This window comes from Streptomyces iconiensis, from assembly GCF_028657195.3.
Taxonomy (GTDB): Bacteria; Actinomycetota; Actinomycetes; order Streptomycetales; family Streptomycetaceae; genus Streptomyces; species Streptomyces iconiensis.
Genome location: NZ_JANCPR020000016.1, coordinates 41,436 through 59,643 on the forward strand (window position 1 = coordinate 41,436; position 18,208 = coordinate 59,643).

The window sequence follows — 18,208 nt, forward strand, 5'->3', positions numbered from 1 at the left end:
TGACGGCCCTCCGTGACCGCAGACCCCCTGATGGATGGCGTCTCGGTGACCGCAGTTCCCCCGGCGGCGGTCTCCGTGATCGCGGTCCCCGTGACGGCGGGCTCCCCCTCCGTGCCCCCAAAGCACGCTAAGCCTGAACATCCGGTTCCGCCAAGGTCTTTCCGGACAATGCGCGCTTCACCGGCCATACCTTTGCCGCACCTTCGCGACCTTCACGGCGCCCATACGGGGCCATAGCCTGATCGCCATGAGTACACCCGACGACCTCTTCGGCCCGGACAACCTTCCGTACGGCCTCTTCACCACAGCGGACGACCCCGGCCACCGCCGCGTCGGCGTCCGCTACGGCGCGCGCGTGCTCGACGCGGGCGCCGCGGCGGCGGCACACGGCTCCCCGCACGCCGAACTCCTCCGGCAGCCCTCGCTCAACCCGCTGATGGCGGCCGGACGCCACGTATGGCAGGCCGTACGGGGCGCACTGCGCTCCTGGCTCACGGACGAGGCGCACCGCGAGGCCACCGAGCGCCATCTGATTCCGCTCGACGAGGTCACCCTGCACCTGCCCTTCGAGGTCGCCGACTACGTCGACTTCTACGCCAGCGAGCACCACGCCACGAACGTCGGCCGGATCTTCCGTCCCGACGGGGACGCGCTCACGCCCAACTGGAAGCATCTGCCCATCGGTTACCACGGGCGTGCGGGCACCGTCGTGGTCTCCGGCACCCCCGTCGTACGCCCCCAGGGTCAGCGCAAGCCCCCGTCCGAGCCGCTGCCGCTCTTCGGGCCCTCGCAGCGGCTGGACATCGAGGCGGAGGTCGGCTTCGTCGTCGGCACTCCCAGCGCACAGGGCACAGCCGTCGGCCTGCCGGACTTCCGCGACCACGTGTTCGGGGTGACGCTGCTCAACGACTGGTCGGCGCGTGATCTCCAGGCGTGGGAGTACGTTCCGCTGGGCCCCTTCCTCGGCAAGTCCTTCGCGACCTCCGTCTCGCCGTGGATCACGCCCCTCGAAGCGCTGGACGCGGCGCGGGTTGCGCCGCCTTCGCGGGACTTCCCGCTCCTGCCGTACCTGGACGACTCAGCGGACGGCATCGCACCCGGCGGCCTCGACCTGCGGATCACCGTACGGCTCAACGGCCATACGATCGCCGAGCCGCCGTTCTCCGCGATGTACTGGACGGCGGCGCAGCAGCTCGCGCACATGACGGTCAACGGCGCTTCCCTGCGCACCGGTGACCTCTACGGGTCGGGGACCGTCAGCGGGCCCGAACACTCCCAGCGTGGCTGCTTGCTGGAGCTGACCTGGGGTGGGCGCGAACCGTTGGTCCTCCCGGACGGGAAGCGGGCGTTTCTTGAGGACGGTGACGAGGTGAGTCTCTCCGCGTGGGCCCCCGGGCCGGGGGACACCCGGATCGGCCTCGGCGACGTCACTGGGCGTGTGGCCCCGCCCCGGTAGTCCTTGCGCGCCGGGGCCCCTGGCCGCCCCTGCTGTGCTTTGCGGGGTGTCCCCTCCTTTGCCCGTGCTGCCGGGGAGTGGGTGCCCCCGCAGGTGCTTCGCGGGATCCCCGAGCGTCTCGGCTGAGCGCGCCGTTCCCCGCGCCCCTTCGGGGGCGGGGGGGGGGGTGGTGGGGGTGTGCGGCGGGGGTCGTTATTCGGGTTCGGGTGGGGTCGGCTCTCCGGAGAGCACGGTCAGGATGCCTTCGCCGTAGGTTGCCAGTTTCTTTTCGCCGACTCCGCCGATGCTGCCCAACTCACCGAGCGTTGACGGGTGTTGGGTGGCGATCTCGCGGAGTGTGGCGTCGTGGAAGACGACGTATGCCGGGACGCCCTGCTCTCTGGCCTGTTCGCCGCGCCAGGCGCGCAGGGCCTCGAAGACGGGCTGGGCCTCCTCGGGCAGGTCGACGGGCGCGGCCTTGGCGCGGCCTGACCTGCCCCCTGTGGCGGAGCCGGACGGCTTGGCCACGGGGGCCGGGTCCTTGCGCATGTGTACCTCGCGCTCGCCGCGCAGCACATCGGCGCTGGCCTCGGTGAGGACGAGCGTGCCGTGTTCGCCCTCGATCTCCAGGAGGTCCTGGGCGAGCAACTGCCGTACGACGCCGCGCCATTCGGCCTCGCCCAGCTCGCTGCCGATGCCGAACACCTTCAGCGCGTCGTGGTCGAACTGGATGACCTTGGCGCTTCTGCGGCCCAGCAGAATGTCCACGATCTGCCCTGAGCCGAACTTCTGGCCTCGCTCGTTCTTGAGCCGTACGACGGTCGAGAGCACCTTCTGCGCAGGTACGGTGCCGTCCCAGGACTCGGGTGGGGTCAGGCACGTGTCGCAGTTGCCGCACGCGGTCTCGGCCGCCCCCTCCTCGGGCGCCTGGCCGAAGTAGGCGAGCAGCTGGCCCCTGCGGCAGCTCACCGTCTCGCACAGGGACAGCATGGCGTCCAGGTGTGCGCGCGCACGGCGCTGGAAGGCGGCGTCGCCCTCGCCGCCCTCGATGAGCTTGCGCTGCTGGACGACGTCCTGGAGCCCGTACGCGAGCCAGGCCGTCGAGGGCAGTCCGTCGCGGCCTGCGCGGCCCGTCTCCTGGTAGTACCCCTCGACGGACTTGGGCAGGTCGAGGTGGGCGACGAAGCGCACGTCCGGCTTGTCGATGCCCATGCCGAAGGCGATGGTGGCGACGACGACCAGCCCCTCCTCGCGCAGGAAGCGCGACTGATGCGCCGCGCGGGTGCCCGCGTCCAGGCCGGCGTGGTAGGGCACGGCCTCGACCCCGTTGCGGCACAGGAACTCGGCGGTGCGCTCGACCGAGTTGCGCGACAGGCAGTACACGATGCCCGCGTCTCCCTCGTGCTCGTCCTTGAGGAACCGCAGCAGCTGCTTCTTCGGGTCGCGCTTGGGGACGATGCGGTACTGGATGTTGGGCCGGTCGAAGCTGGCGACGAAGTCGCGCGCCTCGGTCAGCCCGAGCCGTTCGGTGATCTCGCGGTGCGTGGCCCGGGTCGCCGTGGCCGTCAGCGCGACGCGGGGCACATCGGGCCAGCGCTCGCGGAGCAGGGAGAGCGAGAGGTAGTCGGGGCGGAAGTCGTGGCCCCACTGGGCGACGCAGTGTGCCTCGTCGATCGCGAAGAGCGAGATCTTGCCGCGCTCCAGCAGCGCGGTGGTCGCCTCCAGGCGCAGCCGCTCGGGAGCGAGGTAGAGGAGGTCCAGCTCTCCCGCCAGGAACTCCGCCTCCATGACCCTGCGCTCTTCGAAGTCGAGCGTGGAGTTGATGAACCCGGCCCGCACACCGAGCGCGCGCAGCGCGTCCACCTGGTCCTGCATCAGCGCGATCAGCGGCGAGATCACCACGCCCGTACCGGATCTGACCAGCGAAGGGATCTGATAGCAGAGTGACTTGCCGCCGCCGGTCGGCATCAGCACCACGGCGTCGCCGCCGCGCGTCACGTGCTCGATGACCTCGCCCTGGCGACCGCGGAACGCGTCGTACCCGAAGACGCGGCGCAGCACGCGCAGCGCGTCCGACTCCGGCGCCCCGCCGGCACCCTCGGCACTCTCCTGAAGCATGCCGCCACGATAGGCGTCCGCGCTGACATCCGGAGACCGGGACGGGAACCCGGGACCCTCACGAGTCGGCCACTGCGGCTCCGCCACCGCCGTGGACCCGCGCTGCTACTTTGTCGTGATCCTGTAAATCAACTTTCGTGATCCTGTAGAACCACTTTGTCGTGATCTTGCAAGTCAACGCATGATCCCTGCGAACCAACGGAGGAGCACAACGTGCGCACGTCAGCGCGGATGACGGGGGCGATGGCCGCTGCGGCGGCTGTCGCGCTGCTGGTGAGCGGCTGCGGAAGCGGCAACGACGGCGGCGGGGACGGCGGGGACGGTGCGGACGGCAAGAACAAGCCGACCGCCGAGCCCTCGCCCACAGCGGAGAAGACCGCGAGCGGGAACGGTGGGAACGGCGGCGGCAAGGGCGAGCTGGCGGGGGTGTGGACGGCGCGGGCCGATGGCCAGAAGCTGATGCTGACGGTCGTCGGGGACGCGGCGTCCCTGCTGCGCGACAAGAAGATGTGCAGCGGACGCGTGATGAAGTCAGCGGGCGAGAGCGCGCTCGTCCTCAAGTGCCCCGCCGGTGTCGGCGAGGAGCGGTCCACCGGCAAGATCGGCTCGGTCAGCGCCAAGGCGCTGAAGGTCACCTGGAACGGCGGCGAAACCGACACCTACGCGCGCGTCGCGCAGGCCCCCGCCAAGCTGCCGAAGGACGTGAGCGACCTCGACAAGCTGCCGGATCTCAGCGACAAGCTCAAGGACGTCACGGAGGAACCCGGCAAGGTACGCGAGTACCCCGGGAACTGAGCCCGCCCCACCGCGCCGGCCGCCGCCGCGCGGGGCGCCCGGCAAGGTGCCGGTCGCGGGTACGCCGCCTCGCCCCGGCCCCTCGCGCGGTGCGCACGGGCCGGGGAGGTGACGCCTCAGGGCTCCCGTGGTGAGAGCAGGTGCACCGACTCCTGCTCGCGCGGATCGGTGCGGGCCACGACGACGGTCACCGGCTCGTCACCGGTGACCGGCATGTGCGGCATGTCGGCCGGTACGTACACCATGTCGCCGGGGTTCAGGACGTGCCGTTCGGTGAGGTCGTCGCCGTGCCATATCTCGTGCGAGCCGCTGACGACGTATATCGCCGACTCGTGCCCCTCGTGCAGATGGGGCTCACCGCGCGAATGCGCCGGAATGTGCAGCACATGCAGACACAGTCCTTTCGCGCCCACCGACTCGGCAGAGACGCCCTCGGTGAAGATACCGCCTTGTTTTCCCGCGTATCCGTCGTTTTCTCGACGGAGAATCACACAACCCATACTTCGAATTCCTACCGTTCCCGCACACCGTTTGTCACTGGGGCCTCAACAGCGGTCTCCGGGCCGCCAGTTGGCCTGATGGCCGGGCGGTGGCAGGGAAATGCCCGCCGAAGTGCAGCGACCTGTCACCTCGGTGCCCGCACCTACGGATCCGGCGGCCCTTTCGCGCTCCGGAATCTCTTGAACGGGGACGGGTCACCGATGTACGGGACGGGTCACCGGGGCATCACGGAACACCGCCGCCCGGCGCCCCTGCCGGGGTGCCGGGCGGCCGGTCCGGGTCGTGGGGCGGGCTACCGGACGAACACCCCGGCCTGGCCCGCCAGATCCAGGAAGTACTGCGGGGCGACGCCGAGCACGATCGTGACGATCACGCCGACGGCGATCGCTGACGTCGTCATCACGCTCGGTACCGCGACGCTCGGGCCGTCCGCCTGTGGCTCGCTGAAGAACATCAGGACGATGACGCGCAAGTAGAAGAACGCCGCGATGGCGGAGGCGATCACACCGACCACGACCAGCGGCCCGGCGCCGCCCTCGGCCGCCGCCTTGAACACCGCGAACTTGCCGGCGAAGCCCGACGTCAGCGGAATACCCGCGAACGCCAGCAGGAAGACCGCGAACACGGCGGCGAGCAGTGGCGAACGGCGGCCCAGCCCCGCCCACTTGGACAGGTGCGTCGCCTCGCCTCCCGCATCCCGTACGAGGGTGACCACGGCGAAGGCGCCCAGTGTCACGAAGGAGTAGGCCGCCAGGTAGAACAGGACGGAGGAGACGCCGTCCTCGGAGGTGGCGATGACGCCCGCGAGCAGGAAGCCGGCGTGCGCGATGGAGGAGTAGGCCAGCAGCCGCTTGATGTCCGTCTGCGTGATGGCCACCAGAGCGCCCGCGAGCATCGTCAGGATCGCGACGCCCCACATCACCGGACGCCAGTCCCAGCGCAGCCCCGGCAGCACCACGTACAGCAGCCGCAGCAGCGCGCCGAAAGCGGCCACCTTGGTCGCCGCCGCCATGAAACCGGTCACCGGGGTGGGAGCGCCCTGGTAGACGTCCGGGGTCCACATGTGGAAGGGAACGGCGCCGACCTTGAAGAGCAGGCCCATGATCACCAGCGCGCCGCCGATCAGCAGCAGCGCGTCGTTGCCCATGGTCTGCGCGAGCACGGGGTCGGTGGTCGCGTCGGCGTTGGAGATGACCCGTGCGATGCCCGAGTAGTTGACGGTTCCCGCGTAGCCGTAGAGCAGCGCGGTACCGAAGAGCAGGAACGCCGAGGAGAAGGCGCCCAGCAGGAAGTACTTGACCGCCGCCTCCTGCGACAGCAGCCGCCTGCGGCGCGCCAGCGCGCACAGCAGGTACAGCGGCAGCGAGAAGACCTCCAGCGCGATGAAGAGCGTCAACAGGTCGTTGGCCGCCGGGAAGAGCAGCATGCCGCCGACGGCGAAGAGCAGCAGCGGGAAGACCTCGGTGGTCGTCCACCCGGCCTTCGTCGCCTCCCGCTCCCCCTCACCGCCCGGCACGGAGGCCGGCTGCGCCGCGAAGGAGTCGACCTGCGCGCCCGGCGCTGAAGGCTCCAGGCGGCGCTCGGCGAAGATGAACACCGAGACGATGGCGACCAGAAGGATCGTGCCCTGCAGGAACAGCGCGGGACCGTCGACCGCGATGGCACCCATGCCGGCGATCTGCGCCTTGGTGCCTCCGGAACCGGTGGCCGCGAGGGCGACGACGGCGGCGAAGGCCGCCGCGAGGCCCAGCAGCGAGACGAACACCTGCGCGCCGTACCGCGACCTGCGCGGCAGGAACGCCTCAAGGACGATGCCGAGCGCCGCGACCCCGAGAACGATCAGTGTCGGGGACAGCTGGCTGAACTCGATGTCGGGCGCCTTGAGCTTCTCGCCCTCGGCCACCATCCACAGGCTGGGGACGGCCCCAGCCGAACCGAGCGCGCTCACTCGTGGTCACCTCCACTGTGCTTCGCCGGCTTGTAGTCGAACCAGCCATGGTCGGCGACTGGATGCTGCGGCTTGGGGTCCTTCTTCTGTACGTCCGACATGGTGTGCTCCACCGCCGGGTTCACGATCTGGGTGAGCGGCTTGGGAAAGAGGCCGAGCACGACGAGCAGCGCGATCAGCGGTGTCACGACGGCCAGTTCCCGCACCTTGAGGTCGGGCATACGCCGGATCTCCGGCTTCTCCACGGGCCCGGTCATCGTGCGCTGGTAGAGCAGCAGTACGTACAGCGCGGCGAGGATGATCCCGGCCGTGGCGACGATGCCGGCTACGGGGTAGCGGCTGAACGTGCCCGCCAGGACGAGAAATTCGCTGATGAACGGAGCGAGTCCCGGCAGCGACAGTGTCGCCAGGCCCCCGACCAGGAAGGTGCCCGCCAGTACGGGCGCCACCTTCTGCACTCCCCCGTAGTCCGCGATCAGACGCGAGCCGCGACGCGAGATGAGGAACCCGGCCACCAGCATCAGCGCCGCGGTTGAGATGCCATGGAAGACCATGTAGAGCGTCGCGCCGCCCTGGCCCTGGCTGGTCATCGCGAAGATGCCGAGCACGATGAAGCCGAAGTGCGAGATCGACGCGTAGGCCACCAGGCGCTTGATGTCGCGCTGTCCGACGGCGAGCAGTGCGCCGTAGATGATGCTGATCAGCGCGAGCACGATCACCACGGGTGTCGCCCACTGGCTGGCGCCGGGGAAGAGGCCCAGGCAGAAGCGGAGCATCGCGAAGGTGCCGACCTTGTCGACGACCGCCGTGATGAGCACCGCGACCGGCGCCGTCGCCTCGCCCATGGCGTTGGGCAGCCATGTGTGCAGCGGCCACAGCGGTGCCTTGACGGCGAACGCGAGGAAGAAGCCGAGGAACAGCAGCCGTTCGGTGTTGTCTGCCAGCGAGAAGTCACCGCTCGCGCGGGCCTGAGTGAGCTGCTGGAGCGAGAAGGTGCCCTCGCCGAGCTGGTCGGCGCTGGCCACGTACAGGCCGATGACGGCGGCCAGCATGATCAGTCCGCCGGCCAGGTTGTAGAGCAGGAACTTCACGGCCGCGTACGAGCGTTGCTTGGCGCCCTCCTCCTCGCCGGCCGCGTGCGCCTTGTCGCCGAAGCCGCCGATGAGGAAGTACATCGGGATGAGCATGGCTTCGAAGAAGATGTAGAACAGGAAGACATCGGTGGCGGCGAACGAGATGACCACCATGGCCTCGACGGCGAGGATCAGCGCGAAGAAGCCCTGGGTGGGGCGCCAGCGGCTCTTCACGCCGCCCGCGGCCGGGCCACCACCGCCCGGCGCACCGCTCCCGGCCGCCCCATCGGCGTCCTCGTCGGCGTCCGCGTCGTTCCAGCCGGCGCCGATGACGAACGGGATCAGCAGTGCCGTCAGCGCGATCATCACCGCGCCGATCCCGTCGACGCCCAGCTCGTAGCGCACCCCGAAGTCCGCGATCCAGGCCCGCGACTCGGTCATCTGGTAGCGGTCGCCGCCAGGGTCGAACCCGGCCAGGACCACGGCGGCGAGGACCAGCGTGGCCAGCGAGAAGAGCAGCGCCAGCCACTTGGCCGCCGTGCGCTTCGCCGCCGGGACGGCCGCCGTGGCCACAGCGCCGACGGCGGGCACCAGGGCCGTGACCGTCAGAAGAGGAAATGACATAACTCAGACCGCCCTCATCAGCAGGGTGGCGGCGATCAGCACCGCCGCGCCGCCGAACATCGAGACCGCGTACGAGCGGGCGAAACCGTTCTGGAGCCGCCGCAGCCGCCCGGACAGTCCGCCGAAGGTGGCGGCCGTGCCGTTCACGGCGCCGTCGACCACCTTGTTGTCGGCGTAGACCAGGCTGCGGGTGAGGTACGTGCCGCCGTTGACCAGCACGATGTGGTTGAAGTCGTCCTGGAGCAGGTCCCGCCTGGCCGCGCGGGTCAGCAGCGAACCGCGCGGTGCGACCGAGGGCACCGTGCGGCGCCCGTACTGGAGCCAGGCGGCACCCACGCCGATGACGAGCGCGACGACCGTGGCGGAGGTGACCGCCGTGGCCGAGAGCGGCGAGTGCCCGTGCTCGAACTGGGTCACCGGTTCGAGCCAGTTGACGAACGACTCGTTGAACTTGAACAGCCCACCGGCGAATACCGAACCGAACGCGAGCACGACCATCGGGATGGTCATGGACCTGGGCGACTCGTGCGGATGGGGTTCGTTCCCCTCGGCATCGGGCTTCCAGCGCTTCTCCCCGAAGAAGGTCATCGCCATCACGCGCGTCATGTAGTACGCCGTGATCGCGGCGCCCAGCAGGGTCACGGCGCCCAGGATCCAGCCCTGGGTACCGCCCTTGGCGAAGGCCGCCTCGATGATCTGGTCCTTGGAGAAGAACCCGGACAGCCCGGGGAAGCCGATGATGGCGAGATAGCCCAGGCCGAACGTCACGAACGTGACCGGCATGTGCTTGCGCAGGCCCCCGTAGTGGCGCATGTTCACCTCGTCGTTCATCCCGTGCATCACGGAACCGGCGCCGAGGAAGAGCCCCGCCTTGAAGAAGCCGTGCGTCACCAGGTGCATGATCGCGAACGCGTAGCCGATCGGGCCGAGTCCGGCCGCGAGGATCATGTAGCCGATCTGCGACATCGTCGAGCCCGCCAGGGCCTTCTTGATGTCGTCCTTCGCACAACCGACGATCGCACCGAACAGCAGCGTCACCGCGCCGACGACCACCACCACGGTCTGCGCGTCGGGCGCCGCGTTGAAGATCGCCCCGGAACGGGTGATGAGGTAGACGCCCGCCGTCACCATCGTCGCCGCGTGGATGAGGGCCGAGACCGGAGTCGGGCCCTCCATCGCGTCGCCCAGCCACGACTGGAGCGGCACCTGCGCCGACTTGCCGCACGCCGCGAGCAGCAGCATCAGCCCGACGGCCGTCAGCTTGCCCTCACTCGCGTCCGTCGCGCTGGAGAGCACGGGCGCGAAGGCGAAGGAACCGAAGGTGGTGAACATCAGGAAGATCGCGATGGCCAGGCCCGCGTCGCCGACGCGGTTGACCAGGAACGCCTTCTTCGCCGCAGCAGCGGCGCTCGGCTTGTCCTGCCAGAAACCGATCAGCAGGTACGAGGCGAGCCCGACACCCTCCCAGCCGACGTACAGCAGCAAGTAGTTGTCGGCGAGGACCAGCAGCAGCATCGCAGCGAGGAAGAGGTTGAGATAGCCGAAGAAGCGGCGCCTGCGCGGGTCGTGCTCCATATAGCCGACCGAGTAGATGTGGATGAGCGTGCCCACACCCGTGATCAGCAGGACGAACGTCATCGACAACTGGTCGAGCTGGAAGGCGACATCGGCCTGGAAACCCTCGACCGGCACCCAGGACCACAGGTGCGAGTGCAGCGAGCGGTCGTCGCCGCTCCTGCCCAGCATGTCGAGGAAGAACAGCACACCGATCACAAAAGAGGCACCGGAGAGCAGGCAGGCGAGCCAGTGGCCCGCACGGTCCAGGCGCCGCCCCCCGCACAACAGCACCGCCGCGCCCAACAGGGGTGCGCCGACGAGCAGTCCGATCATGGAATCCACTGGTTCGTACCCCTCACAACTTCATCAGGCTGGCATCGTCGACCGAGGCCGAGTGGCGGGAGCGGTAGAGCATCACGATGATCGCCAGGCCGACCACGACCTCGGCCGCGGCGACGACCATGACGAAGAACGCCATGACCTGGCCGTCGAGGTTGCCGTGCATCCGGGAGAAGGCGACCAGCGTCAGGTTGGCCGCGTTGAGCATCAGCTCGATGCTCATGAACACCACGATGGCGTTGCGCCGGACGAGCACGCCGGACGCGCCGATGGTGAACAGCAACGCTGCCAGGTAGACGTAGTTGATGGGGCTCACTTGGCGGCCTCCTCGGGCTCCGGCGCTGAGTCGCCCTCGGCCTCGGCCGTCGGCCCCTGCGGGGTGGTGGGCTGGCCGTGGTACTCCGCCGTGCGCTGCTCCAGCGCCGCGAGGGACGCCATCTGCTCGGTGCTGACCTCGCGGATCTGGCCGCGCTCACGCAGCGTCGAGCTGACGCTGATCGCGGCGGGCGTCCCGTCCGGGAGCAGACCGGGCCTGTCAACGGCGTTGTGCCGGGCGTAGACACCGGGTGCGGGCAGCGGGGGAAGCTGCTTGCCGCCCCGCACCCGCTCCTCGGCCTGCTCGCGCTGGCTCTTGGTCTTCTCGATGCGCTCGCGGTGCGTGAGAAGCGTGGCGCCGACGGCTGCGACGGTGAGCAGCGCGCCGACGACCTCGAAGGCGACGACGTACTTGGTGAACAGGAGGGTGGCCAGCGCGGGCACGTTGCCCTCGGCGTTGGCCGCGCCCAGTCCCGTGAAGCTGCCGACGGACGCCTGGCCGATGCCCGCGATCAGCAGGATGCCGAGCCCGAGCGCGCAGCCGAGTGCCAGCCAGCGCTGGCCCTTGAGCGTCTCCTTGAGGGAGTCGGCAGCGCTGACGCCGACGAGCATCAGCACGAACAGGAACAGCATCATGACCGCGCCGGTGTAGACGACGATCTGGACGACGCCGAGGAAGTAGGCGCCGTTCGCGAGGTAGAACATCGCGAGGATGATCATCGTCGCCGCGAGGCACAGGGCGCTGTGGACGGCACGGCGCATCAGCACCGTGCCGAGGCCGCCGAGCACCGCGACCGTGCCCAGCACCCAGAACTGGACGGCTTCGCCCGTTGAGGTGGAGGTGGCGGCGAGGGTGTTCATCGTTCGCCCTCCCCTGCCCCGGTCTCGGTACCGCCCGTCATGGGGCCGCGCCCGGCCGCCGCACCGCTCGCGGCTGCGGAAGCGGCGGGCTCGGCGGGGCCGAAGGTCTCGGCCGACTCCTGCGGTACGCCGGTGTCCGTCCGTGTCTGCGGCACCGTGCCGGGCGCTGCCTCGGTCACCAGGCCCTGGTAGTAGTCCTTCTCCGTCATGCCGGGGAAGATCGCGTGCGGCGATTCGACCATGTCCTCCTCCAGGCCCGCGAGGAGCTGTTCCTTGGTGTAGATGAGCGACTCGCGGGAGGAGTCGGCGAGTTCGTACTCGTTCGTCATCGTCAGCGCGCGGGTCGGGCACGCCTCGACGCACAGGCCGCACAGGATGCAGCGCAGGTAGTTGATCTGGTAGACGCGGCCGTAGCGCTCACCGGGCGAGTACCGCTCCTCCTCGGTGTTGTCCGCGCCCTCGACGTAGATGGCGTCGGCGGGGCAGGCCCAGGCGCACAGCTCACAGCCGATGCACTTCTCCAGCCCGTCGGGGTGCCTGTTGAGCTGGTGGCGGCCGTGGAAGCGGGGCGCTGTCGGCTTCTTGTACTCGGGGTACTGCTCGGTCAGCCGCTTCTTGAACATGCCCTTGAAGGTCACGCCGAAGCCGGCCACGGGGTTGTCAGGCATCTTCGGTCCCCCTTTCTTCGGTACTTCCGGCGGTCCCGGCGGTTCCCGGGGGCCCAGCGGCGACAGGCTCGCGCTCACGTGCGGCGCGCGAGGGACGGCGGGGTACGGGTGGCAGCTTCTGGCCGGGCAGTGGCGGCACGGGGTAGCCACCTGCCATGGGGTCGAACGGCACGTCGGATGCCGCCTGTTCGGGCTCCTCGTCCTCCTCGCCGCCGCCGCGGAAGAAGTCGACGACGAAGGTGATCAGCAGGAGCGCGAGCGCGGTGCCCGCGACCCAGTAGACGACCTCGCTGTAGGCGTAGCCCTCGTTGCGCATGGCGCGCACGGTGGCCACGAGCATCAGCCAGACCAGCGCGACGGGGATGAGGACCTTCCAGCCCAGCTTCATGAACTGGTCGTAGCGCACGCGCGGCAGCGTGCCGCGCAGCCATACGAACAGGAAGAGCATCACGACGACCTTGCCGATGAACCAGAGCATCGGCCACCAGCCGTGGTTGGCGCCCTCCCAGTAGGTGGAGATCGGCGCGGGCGCACGCCAGCCGCCGAGGAAGAGGGTGACCGCGAGCGCCGAGACCGTGACCATGTGGACGTACTCGGTGAGCATGAACATCGCGAACTTGATCGAGCTGTACTCGGTCTGGAAGCCCGCCACGAGGTCGCCCTCGGACTCCGGCATGTCGAACGGCGCGCGGTGTGCCTCGCCGACCATCGACACCATGTAGATCAGGAAGGAAACCGGCAGCAGCCACGCGAACCAGCCGTCGGCCTGTGCCCCGACGATCGTCGAGGTGGACATCGACCCGGAGTACAGGAAGACGGCGGCGAAGCTGAGCCCCATCGCGATCTCGTAGCTGATGATCTGGGCCGTGGCACGCACGCCGCCGAGCAGCGGATACGTCGAGCCGGACGACCAGCCGGCCAGCACCACGCCGTACGCCGCGATGGACGAGCTGGCGAGGATGAACAGCACCGCCACCGGCATGTCCGTGAGCTGCATCGTCGTACGGGTTCCGAAGATCGAGATCTCGTTGCCCGCCGGCCCGAACGGAATGACACCGATGGCCATGAAGGCCGGTACGGCGCCGATGATCGGCGCCAGTACGTAGACGGCCTTGTCGGAGCCCTTGACGACGATGTCTTCCTTGAGCATCAGCTTCACGCCGTCGGCGAGCGACTGGAGCATGCCCCAGGGTCCGTGCCTGTTGGGCCCGATGCGCAGCTGCATCCAGCCGACGAGCTTGCGCTCGAAGACGATGGAGATCAGCACGGTCAGCATCAGGAACGCGAAGCAGAAGACCGCCTTGATCGCGATCAGCCAGAACGGATCATGGCCGAACATCGACAGATCCTCCGCCGCGAGGGTCTGCGGTACGGCGCTCATGCGCTTACCTCCTGGGGTGTCTCCTGGAGCGCTGAAGCGGCGCCGATACGGACCACGTCACCGGGGAGCGCCCCGGTGTCCGCTGTCACGCCGGCGCCCGCCGAGTTGAGCGGCAGCCACACCACACGGTCGGGCATCGGCGTGATCTTGAGCGGCAGGCTGGTCTCGCCCCGGGGGCCCGTGACGGTCAGCGGTTCGCCGTCCTTGACGCCGGCCTCGGCAGCCGTGGCCGGCGAGAGCCGCGCGAGCGCCTCGTGCCGGGTACCGGCGAGCGCCTCGTCGCCCTCCTGGAGCCTGCCCCGGTCGAGCAGCAGCCGGTGGCCCGCGAGTACGGCCTCGCCACGGGACGGCTGCGGCACCGGGCGTGCCGCGGTCACCGGCGGCGACTGCTGCTCGACAGGGTTGCCGCCCCAGTACCCGAGCCGGTTCATCTCGGCGCGGACCGTACGGACATCGGGCAGCCCCAGGTGCACGTCGAGCGCGTCGGCGAGCATCGTGAGGACGCGCGCGTCGGGCTGTACGTGGCGGCGGGTCATCTGGTCGGGCTTCAGCGCGGGCTCGAACATCCGCGCGCGGCCCTCCCAGTTGAGGAAGGTGCCCGACTTCTCCGCGACGGCGGAGACGGGCAGCACCACGTCGGCCCGCTCGGTGACGGGCCCGGGACGCAGCTCCAGGCTGACGAGGAAGCCGACCGCGTCCAGCGCCTCGACGGCCCGCGCGGGGTCGGGCAGGTCCTCGACGCCGACACCGCCGACGACCAGCGCGGACAGCTCGCCGGTCGCGGCTGCCTCGATGATCTGCGAGGTGTCACGCCCGTAGGTGGCCGGGAGTTCGGCAACGCCCCAGGCCCGCGCCACCTCGTCGCGTGCCCGTGCGTCGGTCGCGGGCCTGGCGCCCGGCAGCAGCGCGGGGAAGGCGCCGGCCTCGATGGCGCCGCGCTCACCCGCGCGGCGCGGCACCCACACCAGCGTGGCGCCGGTCGCCGTGGCGGCCCTGGCGGCTGCGGTGAGCGCGCCGGGAACGGCGGCGAGCCGCTCGCCGACGACGAGCACGGAGCCCTCGGCCCGCAGTGCCTCGGCCGCTGCCGTGCCCTCGGCCTCCAGCCCTACGCCGCCCGCCAGCGCGTCCAGCCACTCGGTCTCGGTGCCGGGTGCGGCAGGCAGCAGTGTGCCGCCCGCCTTGGCCAGGCCCCGGGTGGCGTGCGTGGCGAGCGCGTAGGTGCGCTGGCCCTTGGTCCGCCACGCCTTGCGCAGCCGCAGGAAGATGCCGGGCGCCTCCTCCTCGGCCTCGATCCCGGCCAGCAGCACGGTGGGGGCCGCCTCAAGGGCGCTGTAGGTGAGACTGCCCCCTCCCCCGGACTCCGTCCGGGAGCCGACCCCCAGGTCACGGCCGCGTCCCGCGATGTGCGCCGCGAGGAAGTCGGCCTCCTCGGCCGAGTGGACGCGGGCACGGAAGTCCACGTCGTTGGTCCTGAGCGCGATCCGCGCGAACTTGGCGTAGGCGTAGGCGTCCTCGACGGTGACCCGCCCACCCGCGAGCACTCCGGCACGCCCGCGCGCGCCTTCGAGCCCGCGCGCCGCGGCCTCCAGCGCCTCGGGCCAGCTGGCGGGCGCCAGTTCGCCGTCCTCGCCCCGCACGAGCGGGGTCGCGAGCCGGTCGGGGCGCTGCGCGTAGCGGAACCCGAAGCGGCCCTTGTCGCAGAGCCACTCCTCGTTGACCTCGGGGTCGGTGGCCGCGAGGCGGCGCATGACCTTGCCGCGCCTGTGGTCCGTACGCGTGGCGCAGCCGCCGGAGCAGTGCTCGCAGACGGACGGCGAGGAGACGAGGTCGAAGGGCCGGGAGCGGAACCGGTAGGCGGCCGAGGTGAGCGCGCCGACCGGGCAGATCTGGATGGTGTTGCCGGAGAAGTACGACTCGAAGGGGTCGCCCTCGCCGGTGCCGACCTGCTGGAGCGCGCCGCGCTCCAGCAGCTCGATCATGGGGTCGCCCGCGATCTGCTCAGAGAAGCGGGTGCAGCGCGCGCACAGGACGCACCGCTCGCGGTCCAGCAGCACCTGCTTCGAGATCGCGACCGGTTTCTCGTAGGTGCGCTTCTTGCCCTCGAAGCGGGAGTCGGCGCCACCGTGCGACATCGCCTGGTTCTGGAGCGGGCACTCGCCGCCCTTGTCGCAGACGGGGCAGTCCAGCGGGTGGTTGATGAGCAGCAGCTCCATCACCCCGCGCTGAGCCTTGCCCGCGACCTCGGAGGTCAGGTGCGTCTTGACGACCATGCCGTCGGTGCACTGGATGGTGCACGACGCCATGGGCTTGCGCTGTCCCTCGACCTCCACGATGCACTGGCGGCAGGCGCCGGCGGGTTCGAGGAGCGGGTGGTCGCAGAAGCGCGGGATCTCGATGCCGAGTTGCTCGGCGGCGCGGATGACCAGGGTGCCCTTGGGGACACTGATCTCCGCACCGTCGACGGTCAGCGAGACCAGGTCTTCCGGCGGCACCGGCGCCTCCCCTCCGCCGGAGGAGGTGGCAGGAGTGGTGACGGTCACGCGTTCACCTCCAGGTGAGCGGAGTCGGGCTTGTCGGCCCAGGCCGTGGACTTACGGGGGTCGAAGGGGCAGCCGCGGCCCTCAAGGTGCTGTTCGTACTCCTCGCGGAAGTACTTCATCGACGAGAAGATCGGCGCCGCGGCGCCGTCGCCGAGCGCGCAGAAGGACTTGCCGTTGATGTTGTCGGCGATGTCCTCGATCTTCTCCAGATCGGACGCCGTCGCCTTGCCTGCTTCGATATCCCTGAGCAACTGCACGAGCCAGTACGTCCCTTCGCGGCACGGCGTGCACTTGCCGCAGGACTCGTGGGCGTAGAACTCCGTCCAGCGGGTGACGGCCCGCACCACACAGGTGGTCTCGTCGAAGCACTGGAGCGCCTTGGTGCCGAGCATGGAGCCGGCCTCGCCGACGCCCTCGTAGTCGAGCGGCACATCGAGGTGGTCCCCGGTGAGCATCGGGGTCGAGGAGCCGCCGGGCGTCCAGAACTTCAGCTGGTGTCCCGGGCGCATGCCGCCGCTCATGTCGAGGAGTTGGCGCAGCGTGATGCCGAGCGGGGCCTCGTACTGGCCGGGGCGCGCGACGTGTCCGCTGAGCGAATACAGCGTGAAGCCGGGGGACTTCTCGCTTCCCATCGAACGGAACCACTCCTTGCCCTTGTTCATGAGGGCGGGAACCGAGGCGATGGACTCGACGTTGTTCACCACTGTGGGGCATGCGTACAGACCCGCGACGGCGGGGAAGGGGGGTCGCAGCCGGGGCTGCCCGCGGCGGCCTTCCAGCGAGTCGAGCAGCGCGGTCTCCTCACCGCAGATGTACGCGCCGGCGCCCGCGTGCACCGTCAGCTCCAGGTCCTTGCCGGGGCCGAGCGCGTCCTTGCCGAGGAGTCCGGCGCCGTACGCCTCGCGTACGGCCTCGTGCAGCCGGCGCAGCACGGGCACGACCTCGCCGCGCAGATAGATGAACGCGTGGCTCGACCTGATCGCGTGACAGGCGATGACGATGCCCTCGATGAGGGAGTGCGGATTGGCGAAGAGGAGGGGGATGTCCTTGCAGGTGCCCGGCTCGGACTCGTCGGCGTTGACGACGAGATAGTGCGGCTTGCCGTCGCCCTGCGGAATGAACTGCCACTTCATGCCGGTGGGGAAGCCGGCGCCGCCCCGCCCACGCAGGCCGGCCTCCTTGACGTACGCGATGACGTCGTCGGGGTCCATGGCGAGCGCCTTGCGCAGTCCGGCATAGCCGTCGTTCTGCCTGTACGTGGCGAGCGTCCAGGGCTCGGGCTCGTCCCAGAAGGAGGAGAGCACCGGTGTGAGGAGCTTTTCGGGGGAGAGCGAATCGGCTGTCATCATGCTTCCTCCTCGGCTGACCCGGCGTCACGCGGCGCCACGACGCGGGGGCTGTCCGTCTCGCCCTTCGCCAGGCGCAGCCCCTCCAGCGAGGCGGGCCCGGCACCGCCGGATGCGGCGACGGCTCCCGGGCGCTCGTCGGGGAAGCCGGCGAGGATGCGGGCGGTCTCCTTGAAGGTGCACAGCGGGGCCCCGCGGGTGGGTGCCACCTCGCGTCCCGCGATCAGGTCGTCCACGAGCCGCTTGGCCGACTCGGGGTCCTGGTTGTCGAAGAACTCCCAGTTGACCATCACGACGGGGGCGAAGTCGCAGGCCGCGTTGCACTCGATGTGTTCGAGGGTGACCTTGCCGTCGGGCGTGGTCTCGCCGTCGCCGATGCCCAGGTGGTCGCGGAGGGAGGCGTGGATCGCGTCGCCTCCCATGACCGCGCAGAGCGTGTTGGTGCAGACGCCGACCTGGTAGTCGCCCGAGGGCTTGCGGCGGTACATGGTGTAGAAGGTCGCGACCGCGTTGACCTCGGCCGTCGTCAGGTCGAGCAGTTCGGCGCAGAACCGCTGTCCTGTGCGGGTGACATGGCCCTCCTCCGACTGGACGAGGTGCAGCATCGGCAGCAGCGCCGAACGGCTGTCCGGGTAGCGGGAGATGATCGCGCGCGCGTCCGCCTCCAGCCGCTCCCGTACGTCGTCGGGGTAGGCGGGCGCCGGCAT

At 70.0% G+C, this 18,208-nt stretch carries 14 protein-coding genes; 2 read left to right on the plus strand and 12 right to left on the minus strand.

Going from position 1 to position 18,208, the window contains the following annotated elements; all coding sequences use genetic code 11:
- Window positions 1-247: 247 nt before the first annotated feature.
- Window positions 248-1,456, plus strand: a complete 1,209-nt coding sequence (gene fahA, locus NMN56_RS17540; RefSeq protein WP_274040409.1) for a fumarylacetoacetase — start codon at window positions 248-250, stop codon at window positions 1,454-1,456.
- A 192-nt stretch (window positions 1,457-1,648) separates the two neighbouring features.
- On the opposite strand, the gene recQ is transcribed toward fahA, so the two are convergent.
- Complete coding sequence (gene recQ / locus NMN56_RS17545) at window positions 1,649-3,553, minus strand: DNA helicase RecQ (RefSeq protein ID WP_274040410.1); 1,905 nt, start codon at window positions 3,551-3,553, stop codon at window positions 1,649-1,651.
- Between the two features lie 213 nt (window positions 3,554-3,766).
- On the opposite strand from recQ, the gene NMN56_RS17550 reads away from it, so the two are divergent.
- Window positions 3,767-4,348: a hypothetical protein gene (locus tag NMN56_RS17550; RefSeq protein WP_274040411.1), complete on the plus strand. Its 582-nt coding sequence runs from the start codon at window positions 3,767-3,769 to the stop codon at window positions 4,346-4,348.
- A gap of 116 nt (window positions 4,349-4,464) precedes the next feature.
- Here NMN56_RS17550 and NMN56_RS17555 read toward each other — a convergent pair whose 3' ends face one another.
- The 11 genes from NMN56_RS17555 to nuoE form a co-directional block, all read right to left on the minus strand.
- Window positions 4,465-4,848 carry a cupin domain-containing protein gene (locus tag NMN56_RS17555; RefSeq protein WP_274040412.1) on the minus strand — a complete coding sequence of 128 codons (384 nt, stop codon included), beginning with the start codon at window positions 4,846-4,848 and terminating at the stop codon, window positions 4,465-4,467.
- 293 nt (window positions 4,849-5,141) lie between these two features.
- Window positions 5,142-6,755 carry an NADH-quinone oxidoreductase subunit NuoN gene (nuoN, locus tag NMN56_RS17560; RefSeq protein ID WP_274040556.1) on the minus strand — a complete coding sequence of 538 codons (1,614 nt, stop codon included), beginning with the start codon at window positions 6,753-6,755 and terminating at the stop codon, window positions 5,142-5,144.
- 38 nt (window positions 6,756-6,793) lie between these two features.
- Window positions 6,794-8,494, minus strand: a complete 1,701-nt coding sequence (locus NMN56_RS17565) for an NADH-quinone oxidoreductase subunit M (protein WP_274040413.1) — start codon at window positions 8,492-8,494, stop codon at window positions 6,794-6,796.
- A 3-nt stretch (window positions 8,495-8,497) separates the two neighbouring features.
- Window positions 8,498-10,384 carry an NADH-quinone oxidoreductase subunit L gene (gene nuoL, locus NMN56_RS17570; protein ID WP_430542614.1) on the minus strand — a complete coding sequence of 629 codons (1,887 nt, stop codon included), beginning with the start codon at window positions 10,382-10,384 and terminating at the stop codon, window positions 8,498-8,500.
- A 22-nt stretch (window positions 10,385-10,406) separates the two neighbouring features.
- Window positions 10,407-10,706: an NADH-quinone oxidoreductase subunit NuoK gene (nuoK, locus tag NMN56_RS17575; protein ID WP_274040415.1), complete on the minus strand. Its 300-nt coding sequence runs from the start codon at window positions 10,704-10,706 to the stop codon at window positions 10,407-10,409.
- Complete coding sequence (locus NMN56_RS17580; protein ID WP_274040416.1) at window positions 10,703-11,566, minus strand: NADH-quinone oxidoreductase subunit J; 864 nt, start codon at window positions 11,564-11,566, stop codon at window positions 10,703-10,705. The genes nuoK and NMN56_RS17580 overlap by 4 nt, the downstream gene beginning before the upstream one ends.
- Window positions 11,563-12,234: an NADH-quinone oxidoreductase subunit NuoI gene (nuoI, locus tag NMN56_RS17585; protein WP_274040417.1), complete on the minus strand. Its 672-nt coding sequence runs from the start codon at window positions 12,232-12,234 to the stop codon at window positions 11,563-11,565. The genes NMN56_RS17580 and nuoI overlap by 4 nt, the downstream gene beginning before the upstream one ends.
- Window positions 12,227-13,615 (minus strand): NADH-quinone oxidoreductase subunit NuoH, encoded by a 1,389-nt coding sequence (gene nuoH / locus NMN56_RS17590; RefSeq protein WP_274040418.1) that lies wholly within the window; start codon window positions 13,613-13,615, stop codon window positions 12,227-12,229. Before nuoH ends, nuoI begins: the two co-directional genes overlap by 8 nt.
- Complete coding sequence (locus tag NMN56_RS17595; protein ID WP_274040419.1) at window positions 13,612-16,155, minus strand: NADH-quinone oxidoreductase subunit G; 2,544 nt, start codon at window positions 16,153-16,155, stop codon at window positions 13,612-13,614. Before NMN56_RS17595 ends, nuoH begins: the two co-directional genes overlap by 4 nt.
- Window positions 16,152-17,501, minus strand: a complete 1,350-nt coding sequence (nuoF, locus tag NMN56_RS17600; protein WP_274040557.1) for an NADH-quinone oxidoreductase subunit NuoF — start codon at window positions 17,499-17,501, stop codon at window positions 16,152-16,154. The genes NMN56_RS17595 and nuoF overlap by 4 nt, the downstream gene beginning before the upstream one ends.
- Complete coding sequence (nuoE, locus tag NMN56_RS17605; protein ID WP_274040558.1) at window positions 17,501-18,208, minus strand: NADH-quinone oxidoreductase subunit NuoE; 708 nt, start codon at window positions 18,206-18,208, stop codon at window positions 17,501-17,503. The genes nuoF and nuoE overlap by 1 nt, the downstream gene beginning before the upstream one ends.